This is a genomic window from Pseudomonas sp. AS2.8 (assembly GCF_014190935.1).
Classification (GTDB): domain Bacteria; phylum Pseudomonadota; class Gammaproteobacteria; order Pseudomonadales; family Pseudomonadaceae; genus Chryseomonas.
In genome coordinates this window covers 926,445-945,944 of sequence record NZ_JACHVV010000001.1, presented here as the reverse complement: position 1 = coordinate 945,944, position 19,500 = coordinate 926,445, and the positions used below count along the sequence as shown (strand labels likewise).

The following is a 19,500-nucleotide window of genomic DNA, read 5'->3' as shown; positions in this document are numbered from 1 at the left end:
AGAAAAAGCGCCTTCGGGCGCTTTTTTCATGTTGGGCAGACGTGTTGGGCTTCGCTGCGCTCAGCGCCAACCTACGAGCGCGTGGAGAGGGGGACAGCCGCAGCGTGGCAAACGGCGCGGCCTTATCCGCTTGGGCATTCATCGTGAAGCGCGCCCTCACCCCAACCCTCTCCCCGAGGGAGAGGGTTGGGGTGAGGGCGAGGGGTGATCTTCCGCAGTCAGGGGAGCACCGTAGCGTGGAAAACGGCGCAGCCTTTTCCGCCTGGGCATTCATCGTGAAGCGTGCCCTCACCCCAACCTCTCCCCGAGGGAGAGGGGGCTGTTCGAACGAGGGGTCTGCTTTCGGCAGGAAAGGGGCGGTTCAGCGCGTAGGTTGGGTTAAGCAGCGCGAAGCCCAACGGGCCCGACTCAATCCTCGTCTTCCTTGTCCACCGCCTGGCGCAGGTCGTCGAAGTCGGTCTTGAGGCCGGTTTCCATGGCGTCCAGCTCGGTGAGCAGGGTGCGAAAGCTGGTGCGCTCGGGGATCACCAGGGTGCCCTCCTCCGCTGCTTCCACATCACCGACGCCCAGCGCCGCCAGGCTCAGCTCGGGGTCTTCAAGCACCGAGGCCGGTTCGGGCTCCAGCTGGCGGACCTCGGCCAAAGGCGGCAGCTGGTCGAGGCTGCGCAGGTCGAAATAATCGAGAAAGGTCCTGGTGGTGGCGAACATCGCCGGGCGGCCGGGTACGTCGCGATAGCCGACCACGCGGATCCAGTCGCGCTCCAGCAGTGTCTTGACGATCTGGCTGTTGACCGCCACCCCGCGCACCTCCTCGATCTCGCCACGGGTGATGGGCTGCCGATAGGCGATCAGCGCCAGGGTCTCCAGCATGGCGCGGGAGTAGCGCGGTGGGCGTTCCTCCCAGAGGCGCCCGACCCAGGACGCGTACTTTTCGCGCACCTGCAGACGATAGCCGGAGGCCACTTCCTTGAGTTCGAAACCGCGCTTGCGGCAGGACCCGCCGAGCACCGCGAGACCGGCGCGCAGGTGGGCGGGCTCGGGGCGTTCGTACTCTTCGAAGAGTTCGGCCAGGCGCTCCAGGGTCAGGGGGCGGCCGGCGGCGAGCAGGATGGCTTCCAGCAGGGGTGCCAGTTGCTTGGGATCGGTGTAGTTCATGGGCGGCGATGATAAGGCCGGGCGCCGGCCCCGCCAAATCCAACCTGCCGCGGGATGGCCAGATCCGTGGGGTGTTTGACCTTGTCGCCAGCCTGGCCTCCCAGGCATGCTCGGCGAATCGCTACGGAGAGCCCCCATGCCGCTGATCGCCGCCCTGCTCTATCCCGATGTCATGAGTCTGGACGTCACCGGTCCGCTGCAGGTGTTCGCCTCGGCCAATCTGGAGCGGGAGCGCCAGGGCCTGCCCGCCCACTATCAGTTGCGCCTGCTGGGCGCCGCCGAAGGTCTGGTACGTACCTCCGCCGGGATCGGCATCCAGGCCGAACAGGGCTGGTACGACCTCGACGTGGACGAGGTGGACACTCTGCTGATTCCCGGCGGCCTGGGTATCGAGACGCTGCGCCAGGATACCGGCCTGCTGGCCTGGCTGCGCGACTTGGAACCCCGGGTACGACGGCTAGGCTCGGTGTGTTCCGGCGCCCTGCTGCTGGCCAGCGCCGGGCTGCTGGACGGCCGACGCGCCACCACCCATTGGGCCTATGTCGAGGAACTCGCGACCTTTCCGGCCATCGCGGTACAGGGCGATCGCCTGCATACCTATGATCCCCAGGGACGCGATGGCGATCCCCATGTGTTCACCTCGGCCGGCGTCACCGCTGGCATCGACCTGGCCCTGGCGCTGGTGGAAGCCGATCTCGGACGGCCACTGGCCCTGGCGGTGGCGCGCCGGCTGGTGATGTTCCTGCGCCGCCCCGGAGGCCAGGCGCAATTCAGCGCCTGCCTGGCACCCGATCCGGGACGGACGCCGCGACTAGCCGCCCTGCTCGACTGGATTCCCGGTCACCTGGGGGAAGACCTGGGCCTGGAGCGCCTCGCCGAACGCGCCCATATGGCGCCGCGCACCCTGTCGCGCCTGTTCAGTCGCGAGGTAGGCATGGGCCCGGGTCGCTACGTCGAGCAGGTGCGCCTGGAGACGGCGCGGGTGCTCCTGCAGGACGGCCAGGCCTCCATCGCCACCGTCTCGCGCCTGTGCGGCTTCGGCCATCCGGAAAATCTCCGGCGCACCTTTCACAAGCACCTGGCGGTCAGCCCCCAGGACTACGCGGCGCGCTTTGGCGCCTGACCAGGGAGAGACGGTCATGCTGGACATGCGTACCTCGTGTGAACACTGCGCCAAGGCCCTGCCGATGGACAGCGAGGAGGCGGTGATCTGCTCCTATGAGTGCACCTTTTGCGCGGAATGCGCCGCGGGGCCGTTGCAGGGGCGGTGTCCGAATTGCCAGGGGGAATTGCTGAGACGGCCGCGGCGGGTACCAAAGGACACGGAAGACTGAATCAGCGGCGGGCATATAGTCAGCCGTCACGTGGAAAACGGTGCAGCTTTTTTCCTGGTTGTCCGCAGTGCGGCGTGCCCTCACCCCAGCCCTCTCCCACTGGGGAGAGGGGCCTGTCCGCCCTGCCCTTACCGCAACAACCCCGCCTCCGCCCGGATCGGCTCGGGGGTGGGCTCGCCCAGCAGGTCCAGCACGGCGATCTCCAGGCCGCGGCTGAGGGCATCCAGCGGCAGGTGGTTGGGCCGGGTACCGAAGGGATCGGCGATCTGGTCGCCCAGGGCGTCCAGGCCGAAGAAGGTGTAGGCCAGCACCAGCACCGCCAGGGGCGTGAACCAGCCCAGGCTGTCCACCAGGCAGAACGGCAGCAGAAAGCAATAGACGTGCACCACCCGGTGCAGCATCAGGATGTAGGGATAGGGAATGGGCGTCTGACGGATGCGCTCGCAGCCGCTGAGTACCGCGGTCAATCGGTCCAGTTGCTGGTCGAGGTTGGCGATCAGCGGATCGCCGAGGCCTTCCTCGCGCGCCCGGGCGACCAGGCGGGTGCCCAGCCGACGGATCAGCGCACTGGGTCGGTGAGGAGCCGCGAGCAGGCTCTCCTCCCCCGCCAGCACCCGTTGCAGATCGGCCGACGGTGCCTCACGGCGCAGGTGGTCACGCAGGGCATAACCAAAGGCCAATAGCGGGGTCAGCAGCTGGCGGCGCTCGGTCGGGCTCAGGCCAGGTAGCAGGGTCTCCACTTGGCGCGCCAGGTTGCGCCCGGCGATCAGTAATTCGCCCCAGAGACCCCGGGCTTCCCAGAAGCGCTGGTAGGCGGTGGTGTTACGAAAGCCGAGAAAGATCGCCAGGGTCAGCCCCCAGAGCGTCAGCGGCGTGGTGGTCAGGCCGAAGTCGAAGCGCAGGAAGACGCCATGGCTCAGGGTCACCGCCAGGCTCAGCAGCACCACATAGAGCAGCTTGGGCCAGATCGCCTGGACGATGGAGCCGCGCACCGTGAACAGCAGTTCGCGCAGCGAGGGATTCTGGGGACGAGTAATCACAGGGGTACTCTCGCGTGAGGTTCTGGCTTCGACGCCGCCCGCGCCCGACAGTGCCTGGTGGGTCAGGGTCCGAACAGCACCCCGACCAGGGCTCCGCCGGCCAGCAGCCACAGCGGGTGCCAGCGGGTGAACAGTGAGCCCAGGGCGCCTGCCGCCAGGATCAGCACCCACAGCGGCGCGGTGGCCACGCTGCTGCCCACCAGCCAGGCGCTGGCCGCCACCAGGCCGACGGTGACCGGCACCAGCCCGGCCTGCAGATGACGGCGCCAGGGGCGGTCGGCGAAGCGCTGCCAGAGGTGCAGCACCCCCAGGGTCAGCAGCGAGGACGGCACGAACTTGGCCAGGGAGGTCACCAGCAGCCCAGGCCAGCCGGCCACGTGCCAGCCGATCAGCGGCACGATCATCAGATTGGGACCGGGCGCGGCCTGGGCCAGGGCGAACAGCGCGGCGAAGTCGGCGGCGCTCATCCAGCCGTGCACCGTCACCACCTGGCGCTGCATCTCTGGCAACACCGAGTTGCCGCCGCCGAAGGCCAGCAGCGACAGCTGGGTGAAGATCAGCGCCAGCGCCAGCAGGGTCGTGCTCATAGGCCCTGCCGATAGCTGAGCAGCACGCTGACGGGGGTGAGCACCAGCATGGTCCAGAGCAGTGGTAGCTTGAGCAGCGCCAGGGCGAGAAAGGCCAGGCAGGCGATGCCCAGGGCCAGCCAGCGACCGCGCAGGGGCTGGACCAGCTTGACCGCCATGGCCACCAGCAGCCCGGCCGCCGCCGCGGCGAGCCCGGCGAAGGCCCGTCCTACCAGTGGATCGTCGTGGTAGCGGTCATAGAGCACCCCCAAGCCGACCACCACCAGGGTCGGGCCCACCAGCAATCCGGCGGCAGCGGCCAGGGCGCCGCTCCAGCCGGCGAATCTCATGCCCACCGCCACCGAGAGATTGATGATGTTGCCGCCTGGGAGGAACTGGCAGAGGCCGAGCAATTCGGTGAATTCCTCCGCCGACAGCCAGCGCCGTTTCTCCACCAGGTAGCGCCGCGCCAGCGGCAGCACCCCGCCGAAGGCCGTGATGCCCAGGCCGAAGAAGCCCAGGAACAGATCACGGCGCCGCGGCCGATTCGAGGTGGAGTCGTTATCCATGGGCAGGTGTTCGTCAGATCCAGAGCGACAACAATAGCGTACCTGCAACGCCGATGACGGAAATGAGGGTCTGCAGCACCAAGCAGCCCACAGGGTCTGCTTGAGCCCCAGGCCGAAGTATTCGCGCAGCATGGCCACCAGCGCCTTGACCCACGGCAGGCTGCGGCCCTTGCCCAGCCCCAGCAGGGTACTGGCGATACGGTCGGCGGCGCCGGATTCGGCCATCAGCGCGCCGAGCTTGGACCCCAGCGCGATGATGATGCCGGCCTCGCCGAGGATGCCTCCCGCACCCTTGCTGAAGGCCTTGGCCACGACTTCGGCGGGCAAGCCGGCGCCCAGGCCGGCGATGAAGGTACCGATGAGGATGGACGGGAAGGGGGGCAGGCGGGTGGCGCCCATGAGCAGGACGATGGCCAGACAGCAGGAGATCAGCCGGGTGTCGTGGACGACCCAGGCCAGCGCAGCAGGATCCACAGCCGGCTCCTTGTAACTTATTGTTTCAGGATCACCTTGACTAAAACGCCCTCCGCAGTACGACGCAAATCGACATAAACCCTGTCCCTTATTGCACTTAGCTTGCGAACCTCAGCCGTTTCGCACGATCCAAACTGCGGTCGGTCGTGACCGAATCCCCTTCCCTTTTGCTTGCAGGCGGTTGGCATGAACGAAACCTCTACTCTCTGGCAGCAGACCCTCGCCCAGTTTCGCGACGGCACCGGCTCCACCCTGCCCACCCCGGGCAGCGGCGCGGCGGCCACCGTGGCGGCCTGCCTGGGTGTCGCGCTGATCCTCAAGGGCCTCAAGCTCAGCCAGCAGCGCCAGCCGGTGACTCGCCATGCCGACCTGATCGCCGTGGGCGAGCGTCTGCAGGAAGCCCTGAGCACCTGCGCCGATGCCGACGTCCAGGCCTTCGCCAACTACCTGGAAGCTGATCGCCAGGCCAGCGGCGCCAGTGCCGAGGGCGAGCGCCGCCAGCAGGCGCTCAATCTGGCCGCGGCCAACGCCGTGCAGATCCCCATCGCCACCGCCCAGCTGTGCCTGGAAGCCCTGGATCTCGCCGTCATCGCCACGCCGCTCACCGTCGAACCGCTGCGCAGCGACACCCTGGCCGGCGGCCGCCTGGTGCATGGCGCCCTGGGCGCGGTGCTCACCACCGTGGACGCCGACCGCAACGGCCTGAAATCCGGCGATGCCCGCGAAGCCGCCCGGCAGATGCGCGACAAGCTCAGGCAACAGGCCGACCAGCGTCTCGCCCAGCTGAGCGCCACCCCCGTCCCGCCGGCCATGGGCTGACGGCCGGTGCTGGCCCGCCTGGGCTGGGTCCTGCGCGGATTCCAGCGACGCCTGTGGTTTCGCGCCACGCTGTTCTCGGTCGCCGGCGTGGCCACCGCCCTCCTCGCCCTGCTCCTGCGGGACCATATCCCGGCGACGCTGCCGGCCAAGGTCGGCGCCGATGCCGTCGACAAGATCCTCACCATCATCGCCAGCAGCATGCTGGCGGTGACCACCTTTTCCCTGAGCACCATGGTGACGGCCTACAACGCCGCCGCCAGCAGCGTGACGCCGCGCGCCTATCCGCTGCTCCTGGAAGACAGCACCACCCAGAACGCCCTGGCCACCTTTCTCGGCTCCTTCCTGTTCAGCCTGGTCGGCATCATCGCCCTGAGCACCGGGCTCTACGGCGACAACGGCCGGGTGGTGCTCTTCGCCGTGACCCTGGTGGTGATCCTGCTGATCGTCTTCACCCTGCTACGCTGGATCGACCATCTTTCGCGACTGGGCCAACTGGATGCCACCAGCGACAGCATCGAAGACGCCGCCACACACAGTCTGCAACGCTGGCTGAGCCACCCGTACCTGGGCGGCGTGGCGGCGCCCGTCGATGAGCCCGCCCGTGGCCGCCCGGTCATGGCCGACCGCACCGGTTATCTGCAACGGGTGGACATGCCGCTGCTGGCTGACCTCTGCGGCGACCAGGGTCGCCTGCGCCTGGCCGCCCTGCCCGGCGCCTTCCTCGATCCGGCGCAACCGCTGCTCTGGGTAGAGGGCCTGCCGCCGGAAAAGGACGAGCGCCTGCGCGCCGCCTTCACCCTGGATGCCCGCCGGGTACATGACCAGGATCCGCGCTTCGGCCTGACGGTGCTCGGCGAGATCGCCACCGGGGCGCTGGTGCCCTCGCGCAGCGACTCGGGTACCGCCATTGCCATCCTCGGTCGCGCGCAACGGCTGCTGACTGCCCTCACCGAAAGCCGCGAGGCGGTCGAGCCCCGCTATCCGCGGATCGAGGTGCCGGACCTGTCGCTGGACGATCTGTTCGACGACTTCTTCCTGCCGGTGGGCCGCGACGCGGCGCCGCTGGTGGAAGTGGGCATGCGCTTGCAGAAAGCCCTGGCGCGCCTGGCGGTCCAGGGTGATGCGCGGATCAGGCGCGAGTGCCTGCGGCATTCACGCCTGGCACTGGCGCGGGCCGAGGCCACCCTCGGCCAGGCCGAAGACCGCGTCATCCTCCAGCAACTGGCCGCGGACGTCGAACGCCTCTGTACGGCGCGCTAGCAATGTGTCGCTAGCGCGACCAGGCCGGATCGGTGGTGAAGGCGATGGTCAGCCAGCGGTCCGGCCCCTCGCCGCCGATGGCCTCGCCGATCTGGTCGCGGATGGCGTCCCATTCGTCCAGGGTCTTGGCCGGCCACCCCAGGGGCACGATGAAGTACAACTCGATCTGCCGCGCCCGTCCGACCTTGGCCACATAGGCGCGATAGTCGAGAAAGCCGAAGCGCGCGACCATGCCCCGGGCGATCTCATCGACCTGCTGCTTGAGCTCCGGCGGGGTCACCATGAGGATCTCCCTGACGGCCTGCCAGACCAGCTTCAGGGGGATGGGAATGATCAGCACGCAGATGATCGACAGTACCAGGGGATCGATGTAGGGCGTGATCCAGGCATAGGCCGTGCCCTGGGCCAGGGCGCCGACCAGGAAGGCCACCACCAGGGCGGCCGAGATGCTGCCCGACATGATCCAGCTCTTGATGTCGAGCCTGAGAAAGTCCGACTGGATGTCGCGGTTCAACCGGTGCACCAGGGCGGCGAAACCGAAGCAGCTCAGGGCCGCGAACAGCGCATAGAGCAGCGCCATGCCGAACGCCAGTGCCTTGCCGCCACTCATCAGGCTGATGATCGAGTTGACCAGCGCATAACAGGCCACGATGCACAACACGCTGCCGTTGAGCGCCAGGACCATGGGTTCGAGGTGCCAGAAACCCATGTTGAAGCGCTCGGCCAGCCGCCGGTCGCCCTCCGGTTCCTGCGCATGCCGGTGGATCAGCATGGCCACCAGCAGCGCCACGCCGCTCATGAAAGCGTCGGTCAGCGAATAGAAGCCGTCGAAGACGATGGCGTAGGAACCGGACAGCACCCCGAAGGCGATGCCCACGGCCGCCAGCAGCACGGTGATGGCGATGGAAAAGCGCAGCACCGTGCGCTCGTTGTTCAGGCGTTTCAACATGCTCGACTCCGGTCACTGATCGCCGCCAGGCGTGGCGAACAGCTTCACATCAGGCCAAGCATAGAGGTCGCCAGGCCGCCCTGCATGGGCGGTCCGGCAAGGCCTCCATGCGCGGACGCAATCAGAAGCCGGCAGGCTTCGGGTGTACACTGCACCGGTGCTTTTTTCTTTCGGGATCTCTGGCAGCCGCCTCTCCCGTATCGCGGAATCCTCAACGGCGACCCACCATGATCGAAGTTACCGAACGCTCCATCGCCGAGTTGCGTCGCGCACTCGAAACCGGCCAGACCACTGCGGTGCAACTGGTCGAGGCCTATCTGGCCCGGATCGACGCCTACGATCCGCCCACCAGCGCCACGGCGCTCAATGCCGTGGTGGTGCGCAATCCCGAGGCCCTGGCCGAAGCCGCCGCGTCCGATCGCCGCCGCGCCCGTGGCGAGGCCCTGGGACCGCTGGACGGCATTCCCTACACGGCCAAGGACAGTTACCTGGTCAAGGGGCTCACCGCCGCCTCCGGCAGTCCGGCCTTCAAGGATCTGGTCGCCCAGCGCGACGCCTTTACCGTCGAACGGCTGCGCGCCGCCGGCGCCATCTGCCTGGGCAAGACCAACATGCCGCCCATGGCCAACGGCGGCATGCAGCGCGGCTTCTATGGCCGCGCCGAAAGCCCCTACAACGCCGGCTACCTGACCGCGCCCTTCGCCTCCGGCTCCTCCAACGGTGCCGGCACCGCCACCGCGGCCAGCTTCGCCGCCTTCGGCCTGGCCGAGGAGACCTGGTCCAGCGGTCGCGGGCCGGCGTCCAACAACGGCCTGTGCGCCTACACCCCCTCGCGCGGGGTCATTTCGGTGCGCGGCAACTGGCCGCTGACGCCGACCATGGACGTGGTGGTGCCCTATGCTCGCACCATGGCCGACCTGCTGGAGGTGCTCGACGTGGTGGTGGCCGACGATCCCGACACCTCCGGCGACCTCTGGCGCCTGCAGCCCTGGGTACCGCTGCCGCTGGCCTCGGCGGTACGCCCGGCGTCCTATCCGGCCCTGGCCACCGGTCCCAATGCCCTGGCCGGCAAGCGCCTGGGCGTGCCGCGCATGTTCATCAACCAGGATCCGGACGCCGGCACCAGCGAGAATCCCGGCATCGGCGGTCCCACCGGTCAGCGCATCCAGACCCGCGACTCGGTGATCGCCCTCTGGGAACAGGCCCGCGCGGCGCTGGAAGCCGCCGGCGCCAGCGTGATCGAGGTGGACTTCCCGCTGGTCTCCAATTGCGAAGGCGACCGCCCCGGCGCGCCCACGGTGTTCAACCGCGGGATCGTCTCCAGCGAGTTTCTCCATGACGAACTCTGGGACCTGTCCGCCTGGGGCTTCGACACCTTCCTGCGCGACAACAACGATCCCAGGCTCAATCGCCTGGTGGACGTCGACGGCGAGCTGATCTTTCCCCACGAACCCGGCACCCTGCCCAATCGGGAAGGCGACCTGGCCGCTGGCATGGCCGAATACGTGCGCATGGCCGAACGGGGGCTCAAGACCCTGGAGCAGATCACTACCCTCCCCGACGGCCTGCGCGGCCTGGAGCGGACGCGCAAGCTGGACCTGGAAGACTGGCTGGAGGCCCAGGGCCTGGACGCCGTGCTCTTCCCCACCGTGGCCGACGTGGCCCCGGCGGATGCCGAGATCAATCCCGCCTCGGCCGACATCGCCTGGAGCAATGGCGTCTGGGTCGCCAACGGCAACCTCGCCATCCGCCACCTGGGCGTGCCGACCGTCACCGTGCCCATGGGCGTGATGGCCGACATCGGCATGCCGGTGGGCCTGACCTTCGCCGGTCGCGCCTATGACGACACCCACCTGCTCCGCCTTGCCGCCGCCTACGAGGCGACCGGCTCCAAGCGCCAGGTACCGCCGCGGACGCCGCCACTGGTGGGTTGAGCGGAGACGGCGTGGACGCTGGCCGCCTGGCTTGCTCCGGCGACCGGAATCGGCGCGTGACCGCTGGCGTCCAGGCGCGCTAACCGGAGTGTCCAGCCATGTGCCGGTTATGCGGACGCCGCCAGCGGCCTAAGGTGGGTTCCAGGCAGCCGCCGTTGGCCGGCTCCGCCATCCACCTCATCCCGTCCTGCACGAGCCTACCGCCATGAATCCAGCCAAGCGTCTTACCGGCAGCGTGCTGCTGTCGCTCACCGTCCTGAGTGGACCCTGGCGCGGCGTCGCAGCCGCCGACTCCACCCCTGAACGCCACCAGCGCCTGGTCGAAAGCGCCTTCGCGAACTGGAGCGCGGGTCGCAGCAGTCTCTTCGACGACCTGCTCTCGCCCGACGTGGTCTGGACCATCCGGGGCAGCGGGCCGGCGGCGGGTACCTACCACGGCCGCGAGGACTTCCTGAGGCGCGCCGTACGCCCCTTCGCGCAGCGCCTGGCCACGCCCATCGTGCCCCAGGTCCAGGGCATCTGGGCACGGGAGGACCAGGTCGTGGTGCGCTGGAACGGCACGGCCACGGCGCGCGATGGCGCGCCCTATCGCAACGAATACGTCTGGATCTTCAAGATGGACGGGGAACGGGCGACCCGGGTCGAGGCCTTTCTCGATCTCGTCCCCTATCAGGCCGTGATCGACCGCATCGCGCTGGCAGACCCCTCGCCCGCCACGCCCAGCGGCGAACGACAGGCACCCTGACGCCACCCCGTGCGCTCACGGCCGATGAGCGTCCCAGAGCGTCAGCGCCAGGGCGATGGCGCCCTCGATCACGGGCAACGCCACGCCATCCCGCGCCATGGGTGAAATGCCCAGCAGCAAACCTTCGAACAGCGTCGCCAGGGCAGACGCGTCGGTACCTACCGCGAGATCGCCGCGGGCGATCCCGCGCCTGACGCAGGCCAGCAGACCGGCGCGGATCCGGGCACGCGCCTCGCGCAGGGGCAGCGGCAGGCTGGAGTCTTCATCCGCATAGGACCCCAGGGTGCCGAGCGCCACCAGGCAGCCCTTGGGCAGGCGCTCGTCGCACTGCATCCGCGCGGAGCGCGACAGGGCCGAGGCGATCGCCTCCCGCGGGGCCAGGGCCTCATCGAACAGCGGATCGTTCACCCGGCCATGGGTCTCCATGTAGCGGGCGACCACCTCCCTGAACAGCGCCTCCTTCGAACCGAAGGCCGCATAGAAGCTGGGCGCGGTGATGCCGCCGCCGATCGCCGCCTTGAGCCGAGTCAGTGACGTCGCCTCATAGCCATAGCGCCAGAACAGCAGCATCGCGTCATCGATTGCCTGAGTCCGGTCGAAGGACCGGGGACGCCCCACCTGAGCCACAGCCGTACTCCTTGCTAGATTCGATTTTTATACTAGACGATACAGAATTCATTGACCAGCCAGAGGTCCTGCTGCTTAGATATATACCGATCGATACATATATAAGGAATCCAGCCGTGACCGCGACCCCCGATTCTGAACGCCTGCCGATAGCCGCACTGCTGGCGCTGGCCATGACCGGCTTCATCTGCATCATGACCGAGACCCTGCCCGCCGGCCTGCTCCCCGAAATCGCCCAAGGGCTCCAGGTCTCCAATGCCCTGGCCGGGCAGACGGTGACAGCCTATGCCGCCGGCTCTCTGACTGCCGCCATCCCCCTCACCCTGGCAACGGCGCGCTGGCGGCGCCGCCGGGTGCTGCTGGCGACCATCCTGGGCTTTCTGCTGTTCAACACCCTTACCGCGCTCTCCTCCAGCTATCCGCTGACCCTGGTCGCCCGCTTCGCCGCCGGGGCTGCGGCCGGCCTGGCCTGGAGTCTGCTGGCCGGCTATGCCCGGCGCCTGGTGGTGCCGCGCCTGCAAGGGCGGGCGATGGCCATCGCGATGATCGGTACGCCGGTCGCCCTGTCCCTGGGCGTGCCCCTGGGGACCTGGCTGGGTGGCCTGCTGGGCTGGCGGCTGGCCTTCGCCTGCATGTCCGCCCTCACCCTGGGCCTGATCGTCTGGGTGCTGGCCAAGGTGCCCGACTACGCGGGGCAGGCCGAGGGCCAGCGCCTGCCGCTGCGCCAGGTGTTCGCCACGCCCGGCATTCGCGCCATCCTCGGCGTGGTCTTTACCTGGATGCTGGCGCACAACCTGCTCTACACCTATATCGCGCCTTTCGTCGCCCAGGCCGGCCTGGGCGATCAGGTCGACCGGGTGCTGCTGACCTTCGGGGTGGCCTCGCTGGCGGGCATCTGGATCACCGGGCGGATCGTCGATCACAGCCTGCGGCGGGCGGTCCTGGTGAGTCTTGCCGGCTTCGCCGCGATCGCGCTGCTGCTGGGGCTCAACCGTGACTCGGCGCTGCTGCAGTACCTGGGCGTCTTGGGCTGGGGCCTGACCTTTGGCGGCGCGGCCACCCTGCTGCAGACCGCCCTGGCGGATACCGCGGGGAGTGGTGCCGATGCGGCCCTGGCGATGAACGTGGTGACCTGGAACAGCGCCATCGCCGGGGGCGGTATCCTCGGCGGCCTGTTGCTGGAAGGCATCGGCCCCCAGGCCCTGAGCTGGGCGGTGGTAGCGCTGTCCCTGAGCGCCCTGGCCATCGCCACCAGTGCCCGGCGCCACGGCTTTCCCGCCGGTACCCGGGCGAGCGCTTCAGCGGTCATGGGTCACTGACCCCGGGGCGGGCGCCCTGCTCGTCCCCTTCAACCGCGGTGCGGCAGCGCCTCCAGGGTCTTGCCCTGGAAGAACGCCGGCGCGCGCCAGCGGGCGAACAGCATCAGCGCGAGGCCCAGCCCCAGGATCACCACGGCGATGATGAACACCAGGCCGATGCCGCCGAGGTGGGAGCCGCTGCCGAAGTCCGGCGAGAGGCTGGCGATGGCGGTCTGCCAGAAGATTACCGAGAGGATGATGGCGCCCAGCAGCGGGCAGAGGCCGCGCAGCAGCGCATGGCGCAGGCTGTCGAACAGGCTTCGGCGGAAGTACCAGACGCAGGCGTAGGCGGTCAGCGAGTAGTAGAAGCAGATCATCATGCCCAGGGCGGTGATGGTGTCCGCCAGGACGTTGTCGCTCAGGGTGCGCATGACCACATAGAAGCCGCCGGTGGCGATGCCGGCGGCCACGGTGGCATAGCGTGGCGTGCTCGATCTCGGGCAGATGTGGGCGAAACGTCGCGACACCGCGCCGTAGTACCCCATCGCCAGCAGGGTGCGCGCCGGCGAGATGAAGGTGGACTGCAGCGAGGCCGCGGTGCTGGCCAGCACCGCGATGGACATCAGGATCGCCAGCGGTCCCATCACCGGTCCGGCCAGGTGGGCGAAGACGTTTTCCTGGATCTCCGGATTGCCCAGGCCCAGGCCGGCTTCGCTGATGCCGGCGAATTGCAGGGTCGCCGCGGCGGTGAAGAGGTACAGCAGCAGGATCAGCAGCACCGTGACCGTGGCCGCCCGCCCCGGCACCTTCTGGCTGCCCACCGCCTCTTCGCTGACCGTGAGGCAGACATCCCAGCCCCAGAAGATGAAGATCGACAGCGACAGCCCCGCGGCGAAGGCGGAAAAGGATTCGACGTTGAAGGGGTTGAACCACTCCGGGTGGAAGACCACCGGCGCCGCCTCCGGCGCGGCGTTGAAGGCCGCCAGGGAAAAGCCGATCAGCACCAGCAGCTGCAGGGCCACCAGGCCGTACTGGACGCTCATGGTCATGCCGATGCCGCGACAGCTGATCCAGACCGCGATGGCGATGAAGACGCAGCAGGTGACGACGTTCACCAGCAGGTGCTGCGACAGCGCCGCCAGCTCCGCCCGGCCGCTGAGCTGGGCGAGGAACAGGTAGAAGAAGTCCACCGCCACCCCGGCGAGGTTGGACAGCACGATGGTGGTGGCCGTGACCAGGCCCCAGCCGCCGATCCAGCCGATCATGGGACCGAAGGCGCGGGTCGACCAGGTAAAGGAGGTGCCGCTGTCCGGATCGACCGCGTTCAGCTCGCGATACCCCAGGGCCACCAAGAGCATCGGCAGGAAGCCGACGATGAAGACCGCGGGCAGATAGACGCCCACCTCGCGCACGGTCGGCCCGAGGGCGCCGGTGAGGGTGTAGACGGGGGCGATGGTGGAGATGCCCAGCACCACGCAGGCGAGCAGCCCGAGGGAGCCGGCGGCCAGGCCCTTGGCGGACGGATCGGCCAGGGCTGCCGGCCCGGCGGTGTCCGAGCCGCCGGCCGGCGTGCCCTTGCGCTGTTCAGTCATAGGTCTCTGCCCTGCTGTTGGAATTGTTATTCAGAGTGCGGCGTGTGCGGCAAGGTGCCTAGCGCGCGGCGGCACGGCGCTGGCAGGCGTCGCGAAACGCGTCCAGCAGCGCCAGGGATTCGGGGTTCTCGCGGAAATTCCACTCGGGATGCCACTGCACCCCGACGACGAAACCGGGGGCGTCGGCCAGGGATACCCCTTCCACCAGGCCATCCGGCGCCTGGGCCTCGATGCGCAACCCGGGCGCCAGGCGCGCGATGCCCTGGCTGTGCAGGGAATTCACCTGGAAGCTGGCCGGCAGGCCGAGGCGCTCGAACAGCCCGCCGGGCGGCACCGTGACCGGGTGCGTGGGCGCATACTGCTCGGCGAGCAACTCGCTCTGGGGCTCGCGGTGATCGGCATGCCCGGGCAGTTCCTGGACGCGCTGGTGCAGGCTGCCGCCCAGGGCCACGTTCAGCTCCTGGAAGCCGCGGCAGATGCAGAACACCGGGATGCCGCGGTCGATGGCCAGGCGCAGCAGCGGCAGGGTGTAGGCGTCGCGCGCGGCATCGTGGTGGGTGCCGGCGAGACTCGCCGGTCCCTGGTAGTGCCGGGGCTCGACATTGGAGGGCGAGCCGGTGAACAGCAGGCCGTCCAGGTGCGCCAGCAGCGCCTGCGGATCGCTCGGCACGCTGCGCGCCGGCAGCACCACCGGCAGGCCGGCATGACCCGCCGCCTCGACGTACTTGTCGCCGACGGTATGGGAATCGTATTTGCCGAGCGTCTGCCGGCACGCCGTCACGCCGATCAGGGGCATAGGGGACATGGCTTATCTCCAGAGTGCCCGCCGGTACCCGGCGGGCGGACAGGGTCAGATACCGAGGCGATCGCGCAACTGGTAGTAGGTCGCGCCCAGTGCGGTGAAGGGCACGCGCAGGAGCTGCCCGCCCGGGAAGGGATAGTGCGGCAGGCCGGCGAAGGCATCGAAGCGCTCGGCCTGGCCGCGCAGGGCCTCGGCCAGCACCTTGCCGGCCAGGTGGGTGTAGGTGACGCCGTGACCGCTGCAGCCCTGGGAGTAGTAGATGTTGTCGCCGAGGCGGCCCACCTGGGGCAGGCGCGACAGCGTCAGCAGGAAGTTGCCGGTCCAGGTGAAGTCGATCTTCACACCCTTGAGCTGCGGAAAGGTCTGCAGCATCTTCGGCCGGATGATGGCCTCGATGTCCGCCGGATCCCGCGCGCCATAGACCACGCCCCCGCCGTAGATCAGCCGGCGATCGGCGCTGAGGCGGAAGTAGTCGAGCAGGTAGTTGCAGTCCTCGACGCAATAGTCCTGGGGCAGCAGGCTGCGCGCCAGCTCCTCGGACAGCGGCTCGGTAGTGAGCACCTGGGTGCCGCAGGGCATGGACTTGGCGGCCAGTTCCGGCACCAACCCGCCCAGGTAGGCGTTGCCGGCGACCACCACGAAGCGCGCCTTCACCTGGCCCTGAGCGGTATGCACCACCGGATTGGCGCCGCGGTCGATGCGCACGGCCGCGCTCTGCTCGTAGATCTTGCCGCCCAGGGACGCCACAGCCGCCGCCTCACCCAGGGCCAGGTTGAGCGGGTGGATATGGCCGCCGCTCATGTCCAGCAGGCCACCCAGATAGCGCTCGGTGCCGACCACCTGGCCGATGCCGGCCTTGTCGAGCAGCTGCAGCTGCGTATGGCCGTAGCGCTCCCAGAGCTTCTGCTGGGCTTCCAGGTGACCGAGCTGCTTGCCGGTCAGGGCGGCGAAGACGCCGCCGTCCTTCAGATCGCATTGGATGTCGTAGCGGGCGACACGCTCGCGGATGATGCGATTACCTTCGAAGGCCATCTCGCCCAGCAGTTGCGCCTGCCTGGGTGGCAGCTGGCGCTCGATGGTATCGATGTCGCGGCTGTAGCTGTTGACGATCTGGCCGCCATTGCGCCCAGAGGCGCCGAAGCCGACCCGCGCCGCTTCCAGCACCGTCACGCTGAAGCCGTGCTCCAGCAGGAACAGCGCGGTGGAGAGCCCGGTGTACCCGGCGCCGATGACGCAGACGTCGCTGTCGACACTGCCCTGGAGCACCGGGTATTCGGTGTGGATGTTGCGCGAAGCCGCGTAGTAACTGCCGACGTGTTGTTGCATGGTGAGATTCCTCTGCCTGCGGCTCCGGCGCGAACGCCCGGGCCGCCGCGCCTGTTCAGAGCTTGATCCAGGTCGCCTTGAGTTCGGTGTATTTGTCGAAGGCGTGCAGCGACTTGTCGCGTCCGTTGCCGGACTGCTTGAAGCCACCGAAGGGCGCCGTCATGTCGCCGCCATCATACTGGTTGACCCAGACACTGCCCGCACGCAAGCCGCGGGCCACGCGATGGGCGCGGGAGAGGTCGCTCGTCCAGACGGCGGCGGCCAGGCCATAGGGGGTGTCGTTGGCGATGCGCACGGCCTCCGCTTCGCCGTCGAAGTCGATCACCGCCAGCACCGGCCCGAAGATCTCTTCCCGGGCGATGCGCATGGCGTTGTCCACGCCTTCGAAAAGGGTCGGCGTGACGTAGCTGCCGCCGGTTTCGCTCAGGGCCCGCTCGCCGCCGCTCACCAGTCGCGCACCTTCGGCGCGGCCGGCCTCGATGAACTCCAGCACAGTGCGCAGATGGCCCTCGTCCACCAGGGCGCCGACGCGGGTGTCGGGATTCAAGGCATGGCCGGGCGTCCACGCCTGCAGCGCCTCCGCCACCAGGGCCAGAAAACGCGTCTTGATCGAGCGCTCGACCAGCAGCCGCGAGCCGGCGATGCACACCTCGCCCTGGTTGAAGGCGATGGCGGCCGCAGCTGCCTCGGCGGCGGCCATGAGGTCCGGGGCGTCGGCGAAGACGATGTTGGGGCTCTTGCCGCCCGCCTCCAGCCAGACGCGCTTCATGTTCGACTCGCCGGCATAGACCAGCAGCTGCTTGGCGATACGGGTGGAGCCGGTAAAGACCAGGGTATCCACGTCCGGGTGCAGCGCCAGCGCCTGGCCCACGGTATGGCCGTAACCGGGCAGCACGTTGAACACGCCCGCCGGGATGCCGGCCTCCAGCGCCAGGGCGGCGATGCGGATGGCGGTCAGCGGCGACTTCTCGGACGGCTTGAGGATCACCGAGTTGCCGGTGGCGAGCGCCGGACCCAGCTTCCAGCAGGCCATCATCAGCGGGAAATTCCAGGGCACAATGGCCGCGACCACCCCCACCGGCTCGCGGGTCACCAGGCCGAGCTGGTCACGCGGGGTGGGCGCCACCTCGTCGTAGACTTTGTCGATGGCCTCGGCGCTCCAGCGGATGGCATTGGCCGCCGCCGGCACGTCGATGGCGAGCGAATCGCTGATCGGCTTGCCCATGTCCAGGGTTTCCAGCAGGGCCAGCTCCTCGGCATGGGCCAGCAAGAGATCGGCGAAGGCGATCAGCGCCCGCTTGCGCTGCGCCGGTGCCTGATGCGCCCAGTCGCCCCGCGCGAAACTTGCCCGGGCGGCCTCCACGGCCAGCTCGGCATCCTCAGCCATGCAACTGGCCACCCGCGCCAGCTGGCGACCATCCACCGGACTCAGGTCGTCGAAGGTCGCGCCGCCCTGGGCGGCCTGGTAGCGGCCGTCGATGAAGGCACGGGCTTCGATGGTCAATGCCTGGGCACGCCGCTCCCAGTCCTGTTGCGTCAGCACGGTCATGATCACGCCTCCTAGACGGTGTGCAGGTACCAGTTGTATTCGAGGTCGGAGATGGTGGTCTCGAACTCCTCCAGCTCGGCTTCCTTGCAGGCGACGAAGATGTCGATGTACGCGGGGCTGATGTACTGGTTCATCACCGCGCTGTCGTCCAGCCGGCGCAGGGCGTCACGCAGGTTGTTGGGCAGGCTCTGTTCGAGCTGCTCGTAGGAGTTGCCGCTGACCGGGGCGCAGGGCTCCAGGCGCTGGGTCATGCCGTGGTGAATGCCGGCGAGGATCGAGGCCATCATCAGATAGGGATTGGCGTCGGCCCCGGCGACCCGGTGCTCGATGCGGATCGCCTCGCTGCTGCCGGTGGGCACGCGCACCGCCACGGTACGGTTGTCCAGGCCCCAGCTCGGCGCGTTGGGCACATAGAACTGGGCGCCGAAGCGGCGATAGGAATTGACGTTCGGGCAGAGGAAGGCCATCGACGCCGGGAGGGTTTCGAGGATGCCGGCGATGGCGTGGCGCAGCGGCGCATGGTGCTCGGGATCGTCGGTGGCGAAGATGTTCTGCCCGGTCTGCTTGTCCAGCAGCGAGATGTGCACGTGCAGGCCGTTGCCCGCCTGGCCGGGATAGGGCTTGGCCATGAAGGTGGAATCCATCTCATGGTCGTAGGCGATGTTCTTGATCAGCCGCTTGAGCAGCACCGCATGGTCGCAGGCCTTGATGGCGTCCTCGACGTGATGCAGGTTGACCTCGAATTGCGCCGGCGCGGACTCCTTGACGATGGCATCGGCCGGCAGCCCCTGCTCCTTGGCGCCTTCCAGCATGTCCTGCAGGCAATCCACGTATTCGTCGAGGTCGTCGATCAGATAGACCTGGGTGGAGACCGGCCGCTTGCCGGAGATCGGCGAGCGCGGCGGCTGTGGCCGGCCGTTCACGTTCTCCTGGTCAATCAGATAGAACTCCAGTTCGAAGGCGGCGCAGATGGTCAGGCCCAGGTCGTCGAACTTCTTCACCACCCGCCGCAGCACCTCGCGCGGATCGGCGAAGAACGGCGAGCCGTCCTGCTCGTGCATGGTCATCAGCAGCTGCGCGGTCGGGCGCTTCTGCCAGGGCTCGTAGCTCAGGGTGCCGGGGATGGGAAAGCAGGTGCGATCGGCATCGCCGATGTGCAGGCCCAGGCCGGTGCTTTCCACCGTGGAGCCGTTGATGTCCAGGGCGAACAGCGAGGCCGGCAGATTGATGCCGCGCTCATAGACCTTGGAGAGACTGGCCCGCTCGACGCGCTTGCCCCGGATGACGCCGTTCATGTCGGTGATCAACAGATCGACGTACTGGATTTCCGGGTGCTCCTTGAGAAAGCCGTTGGCTTCGGTGAGCTGGACGACGCGGGGGGATATCGAATTCATGGGAGGCATCCTTGACGCTGGCCCGCTTCGTTGTGCTTGCTCGTGCGGGTCTGGCAGCGTGGCTGTG

At 68.4% G+C, this 19,500-nt stretch carries 18 protein-coding genes and 1 pseudogene; 7 read left to right on the top strand and 12 right to left on the bottom strand.

The genetic code is table 11. The features are described from left to right. Nucleotides 1–408: 408 nt before the first annotated feature. Nucleotides 409–1,155, bottom strand: coding sequence for an SMC-Scp complex subunit ScpB (gene scpB, locus FHR73_RS04295; RefSeq protein WP_183629723.1), 747 nt, complete (start codon nt 1,153–1,155; stop codon nt 409–411). Nucleotides 1,156–1,291: 136 nt separating this feature from the next. On the opposite strand from scpB, the gene FHR73_RS04290 reads away from it, so the two are divergent. Both FHR73_RS04290 and FHR73_RS04285 read left to right on the top strand, forming a co-directional pair. Beyond that, the gene (locus tag FHR73_RS04290) at nt 1,292–2,278 is read left to right on the top strand and encodes a GlxA family transcriptional regulator (RefSeq protein ID WP_183629722.1); all 987 of its coding nucleotides are present in this window, start codon (nt 1,292–1,294) and stop codon (nt 2,276–2,278) included. A 16-nt stretch (nt 2,279–2,294) separates the two neighbouring features. Then, complete coding sequence (locus FHR73_RS04285; RefSeq protein ID WP_183629721.1) at nt 2,295–2,489, top strand: DUF1272 domain-containing protein; 195 nt, start codon at nt 2,295–2,297, stop codon at nt 2,487–2,489. A 128-nt stretch (nt 2,490–2,617) separates the two neighbouring features. Here FHR73_RS04285 and FHR73_RS04280 read toward each other — a convergent pair whose 3' ends face one another. The 4 genes and pseudogenes from FHR73_RS04280 to FHR73_RS22435 all read right to left on the bottom strand — a co-directional run. Continuing rightward, nucleotides 2,618–3,529, bottom strand: coding sequence for a bestrophin family ion channel (locus FHR73_RS04280; RefSeq protein WP_183629720.1), 912 nt, complete (start codon nt 3,527–3,529; stop codon nt 2,618–2,620). A 62-nt stretch (nt 3,530–3,591) separates the two neighbouring features. Then, nucleotides 3,592–4,116: a chromate transporter gene (locus FHR73_RS04275; RefSeq protein WP_007158686.1), complete on the bottom strand. Its 525-nt coding sequence runs from the start codon at nt 4,114–4,116 to the stop codon at nt 3,592–3,594. Next, nucleotides 4,113–4,775, bottom strand: coding sequence for a chromate transporter (locus FHR73_RS22440; RefSeq protein WP_409258661.1), 663 nt, complete (start codon nt 4,773–4,775; stop codon nt 4,113–4,115). The genes FHR73_RS04275 and FHR73_RS22440 overlap by 4 nt, the downstream gene beginning before the upstream one ends. Beyond that, a pseudogene (locus FHR73_RS22435) lies at nt 4,767–5,138 on the bottom strand (gluconate transporter); the annotation flags it as partial. The gene FHR73_RS22440 and the pseudogene FHR73_RS22435, both read right to left, overlap by 9 nt. A gap of 186 nt (nt 5,139–5,324) precedes the next feature. On the opposite strand from FHR73_RS22435, the gene FHR73_RS04265 reads away from it, so the two are divergent. Next, nucleotides 5,325–5,957 (top strand): cyclodeaminase/cyclohydrolase family protein, encoded by a 633-nt coding sequence (locus FHR73_RS04265; protein ID WP_183629718.1) that lies wholly within the window; start codon nt 5,325–5,327, stop codon nt 5,955–5,957. A gap of 6 nt (nt 5,958–5,963) precedes the next feature. Further along, nucleotides 5,964–7,217 (top strand): DUF2254 domain-containing protein, encoded by a 1,254-nt coding sequence (locus FHR73_RS04260; RefSeq protein ID WP_183629717.1) that lies wholly within the window; start codon nt 5,964–5,966, stop codon nt 7,215–7,217. Nucleotides 7,218–7,227: 10 nt separating this feature from the next. Here FHR73_RS04260 and FHR73_RS04255 read toward each other — a convergent pair whose 3' ends face one another. After that, the gene (locus FHR73_RS04255; RefSeq protein WP_183629716.1) at nt 7,228–8,166 is read right to left on the bottom strand and encodes a cation diffusion facilitator family transporter; all 939 of its coding nucleotides are present in this window, start codon (nt 8,164–8,166) and stop codon (nt 7,228–7,230) included. A gap of 227 nt (nt 8,167–8,393) precedes the next feature. On the opposite strand from FHR73_RS04255, the gene FHR73_RS04250 reads away from it, so the two are divergent. Beyond that, entirely contained in the window at nt 8,394–10,100 is a 1,707-nt protein-coding gene (locus FHR73_RS04250) for an amidase (protein ID WP_183629715.1), read from the top strand. Nucleotides 10,101–10,305: 205 nt separating this feature from the next. Further along, nucleotides 10,306–10,845, top strand: coding sequence for a nuclear transport factor 2 family protein (locus FHR73_RS04245; protein WP_183629714.1), 540 nt, complete (start codon nt 10,306–10,308; stop codon nt 10,843–10,845). Between the two features lie 15 nt (nt 10,846–10,860). Here the strand turns inward: FHR73_RS04245 and FHR73_RS04240 are convergent, their stop codons facing one another. Beyond that, complete coding sequence (locus FHR73_RS04240; protein WP_183629713.1) at nt 10,861–11,472, bottom strand: TetR/AcrR family transcriptional regulator; 612 nt, start codon at nt 11,470–11,472, stop codon at nt 10,861–10,863. Between the two features lie 173 nt (nt 11,473–11,645). On the opposite strand from FHR73_RS04240, the gene FHR73_RS04235 reads away from it, so the two are divergent. Continuing rightward, a complete protein-coding gene (locus FHR73_RS04235; protein WP_183630188.1) occupies nt 11,646–12,791 on the top strand; it encodes an MFS transporter in 1,146 nt (381 codons plus the stop codon). A 29-nt stretch (nt 12,792–12,820) separates the two neighbouring features. Here FHR73_RS04235 and FHR73_RS04230 read toward each other — a convergent pair whose 3' ends face one another. From FHR73_RS04230 to FHR73_RS04210, 5 genes are read right to left on the bottom strand one after another with little or no spacing between them, the layout of a single operon-like run. Then, entirely contained in the window at nt 12,821–14,362 is a 1,542-nt protein-coding gene (locus FHR73_RS04230) for an APC family permease (RefSeq protein WP_183629712.1), read from the bottom strand. A gap of 58 nt (nt 14,363–14,420) precedes the next feature. Next, nucleotides 14,421–15,167, bottom strand: a complete 747-nt coding sequence (locus tag FHR73_RS04225; protein WP_183629711.1) for a gamma-glutamyl-gamma-aminobutyrate hydrolase family protein — start codon at nt 15,165–15,167, stop codon at nt 14,421–14,423. 45 nt (nt 15,168–15,212) lie between these two features. Next, nucleotides 15,213–16,490, bottom strand: a complete 1,278-nt coding sequence (locus FHR73_RS04220; RefSeq protein ID WP_183629710.1) for an FAD-binding oxidoreductase — start codon at nt 16,488–16,490, stop codon at nt 15,213–15,215. Between the two features lie 55 nt (nt 16,491–16,545). Next, the gene (locus FHR73_RS04215) at nt 16,546–18,039 is read right to left on the bottom strand and encodes an aldehyde dehydrogenase (RefSeq protein WP_183629709.1); all 1,494 of its coding nucleotides are present in this window, start codon (nt 18,037–18,039) and stop codon (nt 16,546–16,548) included. 11 nt (nt 18,040–18,050) lie between these two features. Next, on the bottom strand, nt 18,051–19,433 hold the full coding sequence (locus tag FHR73_RS04210) for a glutamine synthetase family protein (RefSeq protein ID WP_183629708.1): 1,383 nt from the start codon (nt 19,431–19,433) through the stop codon (nt 18,051–18,053). Nucleotides 19,434–19,500: the final 67 nt, after the last annotated feature.

Excerpts from the sequence above, each read along its gene's own strand:
- FHR73_RS04275 (WP_007158686.1), bottom strand. The coding sequence starts at position 4,116 with ATGAGCACGACCCTGCTGGCGCTGGCGCTGATCTTCACCCAGCTGTCG.
- FHR73_RS04235 (WP_183630188.1), top strand. The coding sequence starts at position 11,646 with ATGACCGGCTTCATCTGCATCATGACCGAGACCCTGCCCGCCGGCCTG.
- FHR73_RS04210 (WP_183629708.1), bottom strand. The coding sequence starts at position 19,433 with ATGAATTCGATATCCCCCCGCGTCGTCCAGCTCACCGAAGCCAACGGC.
- FHR73_RS04265 (WP_183629718.1), top strand. The coding sequence starts at position 5,325 with ATGAACGAAACCTCTACTCTCTGGCAGCAGACCCTCGCCCAGTTTCGC.
- FHR73_RS04230 (WP_183629712.1), bottom strand. The coding sequence starts at position 14,362 with ATGACTGAACAGCGCAAGGGCACGCCGGCCGGCGGCTCGGACACCGCC.
- FHR73_RS04250 (WP_183629715.1), top strand. The coding sequence starts at position 8,394 with ATGATCGAAGTTACCGAACGCTCCATCGCCGAGTTGCGTCGCGCACTC.
- FHR73_RS04220 (WP_183629710.1), bottom strand. The coding sequence starts at position 16,490 with ATGCAACAACACGTCGGCAGTTACTACGCGGCTTCGCGCAACATCCAC.
- FHR73_RS04255 (WP_183629716.1), bottom strand. The coding sequence starts at position 8,166 with ATGTTGAAACGCCTGAACAACGAGCGCACGGTGCTGCGCTTTTCCATC.
- FHR73_RS04245 (WP_183629714.1), top strand. The coding sequence starts at position 10,306 with ATGAATCCAGCCAAGCGTCTTACCGGCAGCGTGCTGCTGTCGCTCACC.
- FHR73_RS04285 (WP_183629721.1), top strand. The coding sequence starts at position 2,295 with ATGCTGGACATGCGTACCTCGTGTGAACACTGCGCCAAGGCCCTGCCG.
- FHR73_RS04290 (WP_183629722.1), top strand. The coding sequence starts at position 1,292 with ATGCCGCTGATCGCCGCCCTGCTCTATCCCGATGTCATGAGTCTGGAC.
- FHR73_RS04225 (WP_183629711.1), bottom strand. The coding sequence starts at position 15,167 with ATGTCCCCTATGCCCCTGATCGGCGTGACGGCGTGCCGGCAGACGCTC.
- FHR73_RS04215 (WP_183629709.1), bottom strand. The coding sequence starts at position 18,039 with ATGACCGTGCTGACGCAACAGGACTGGGAGCGGCGTGCCCAGGCATTG.
- scpB (WP_183629723.1), bottom strand. The coding sequence starts at position 1,155 with ATGAACTACACCGATCCCAAGCAACTGGCACCCCTGCTGGAAGCCATC.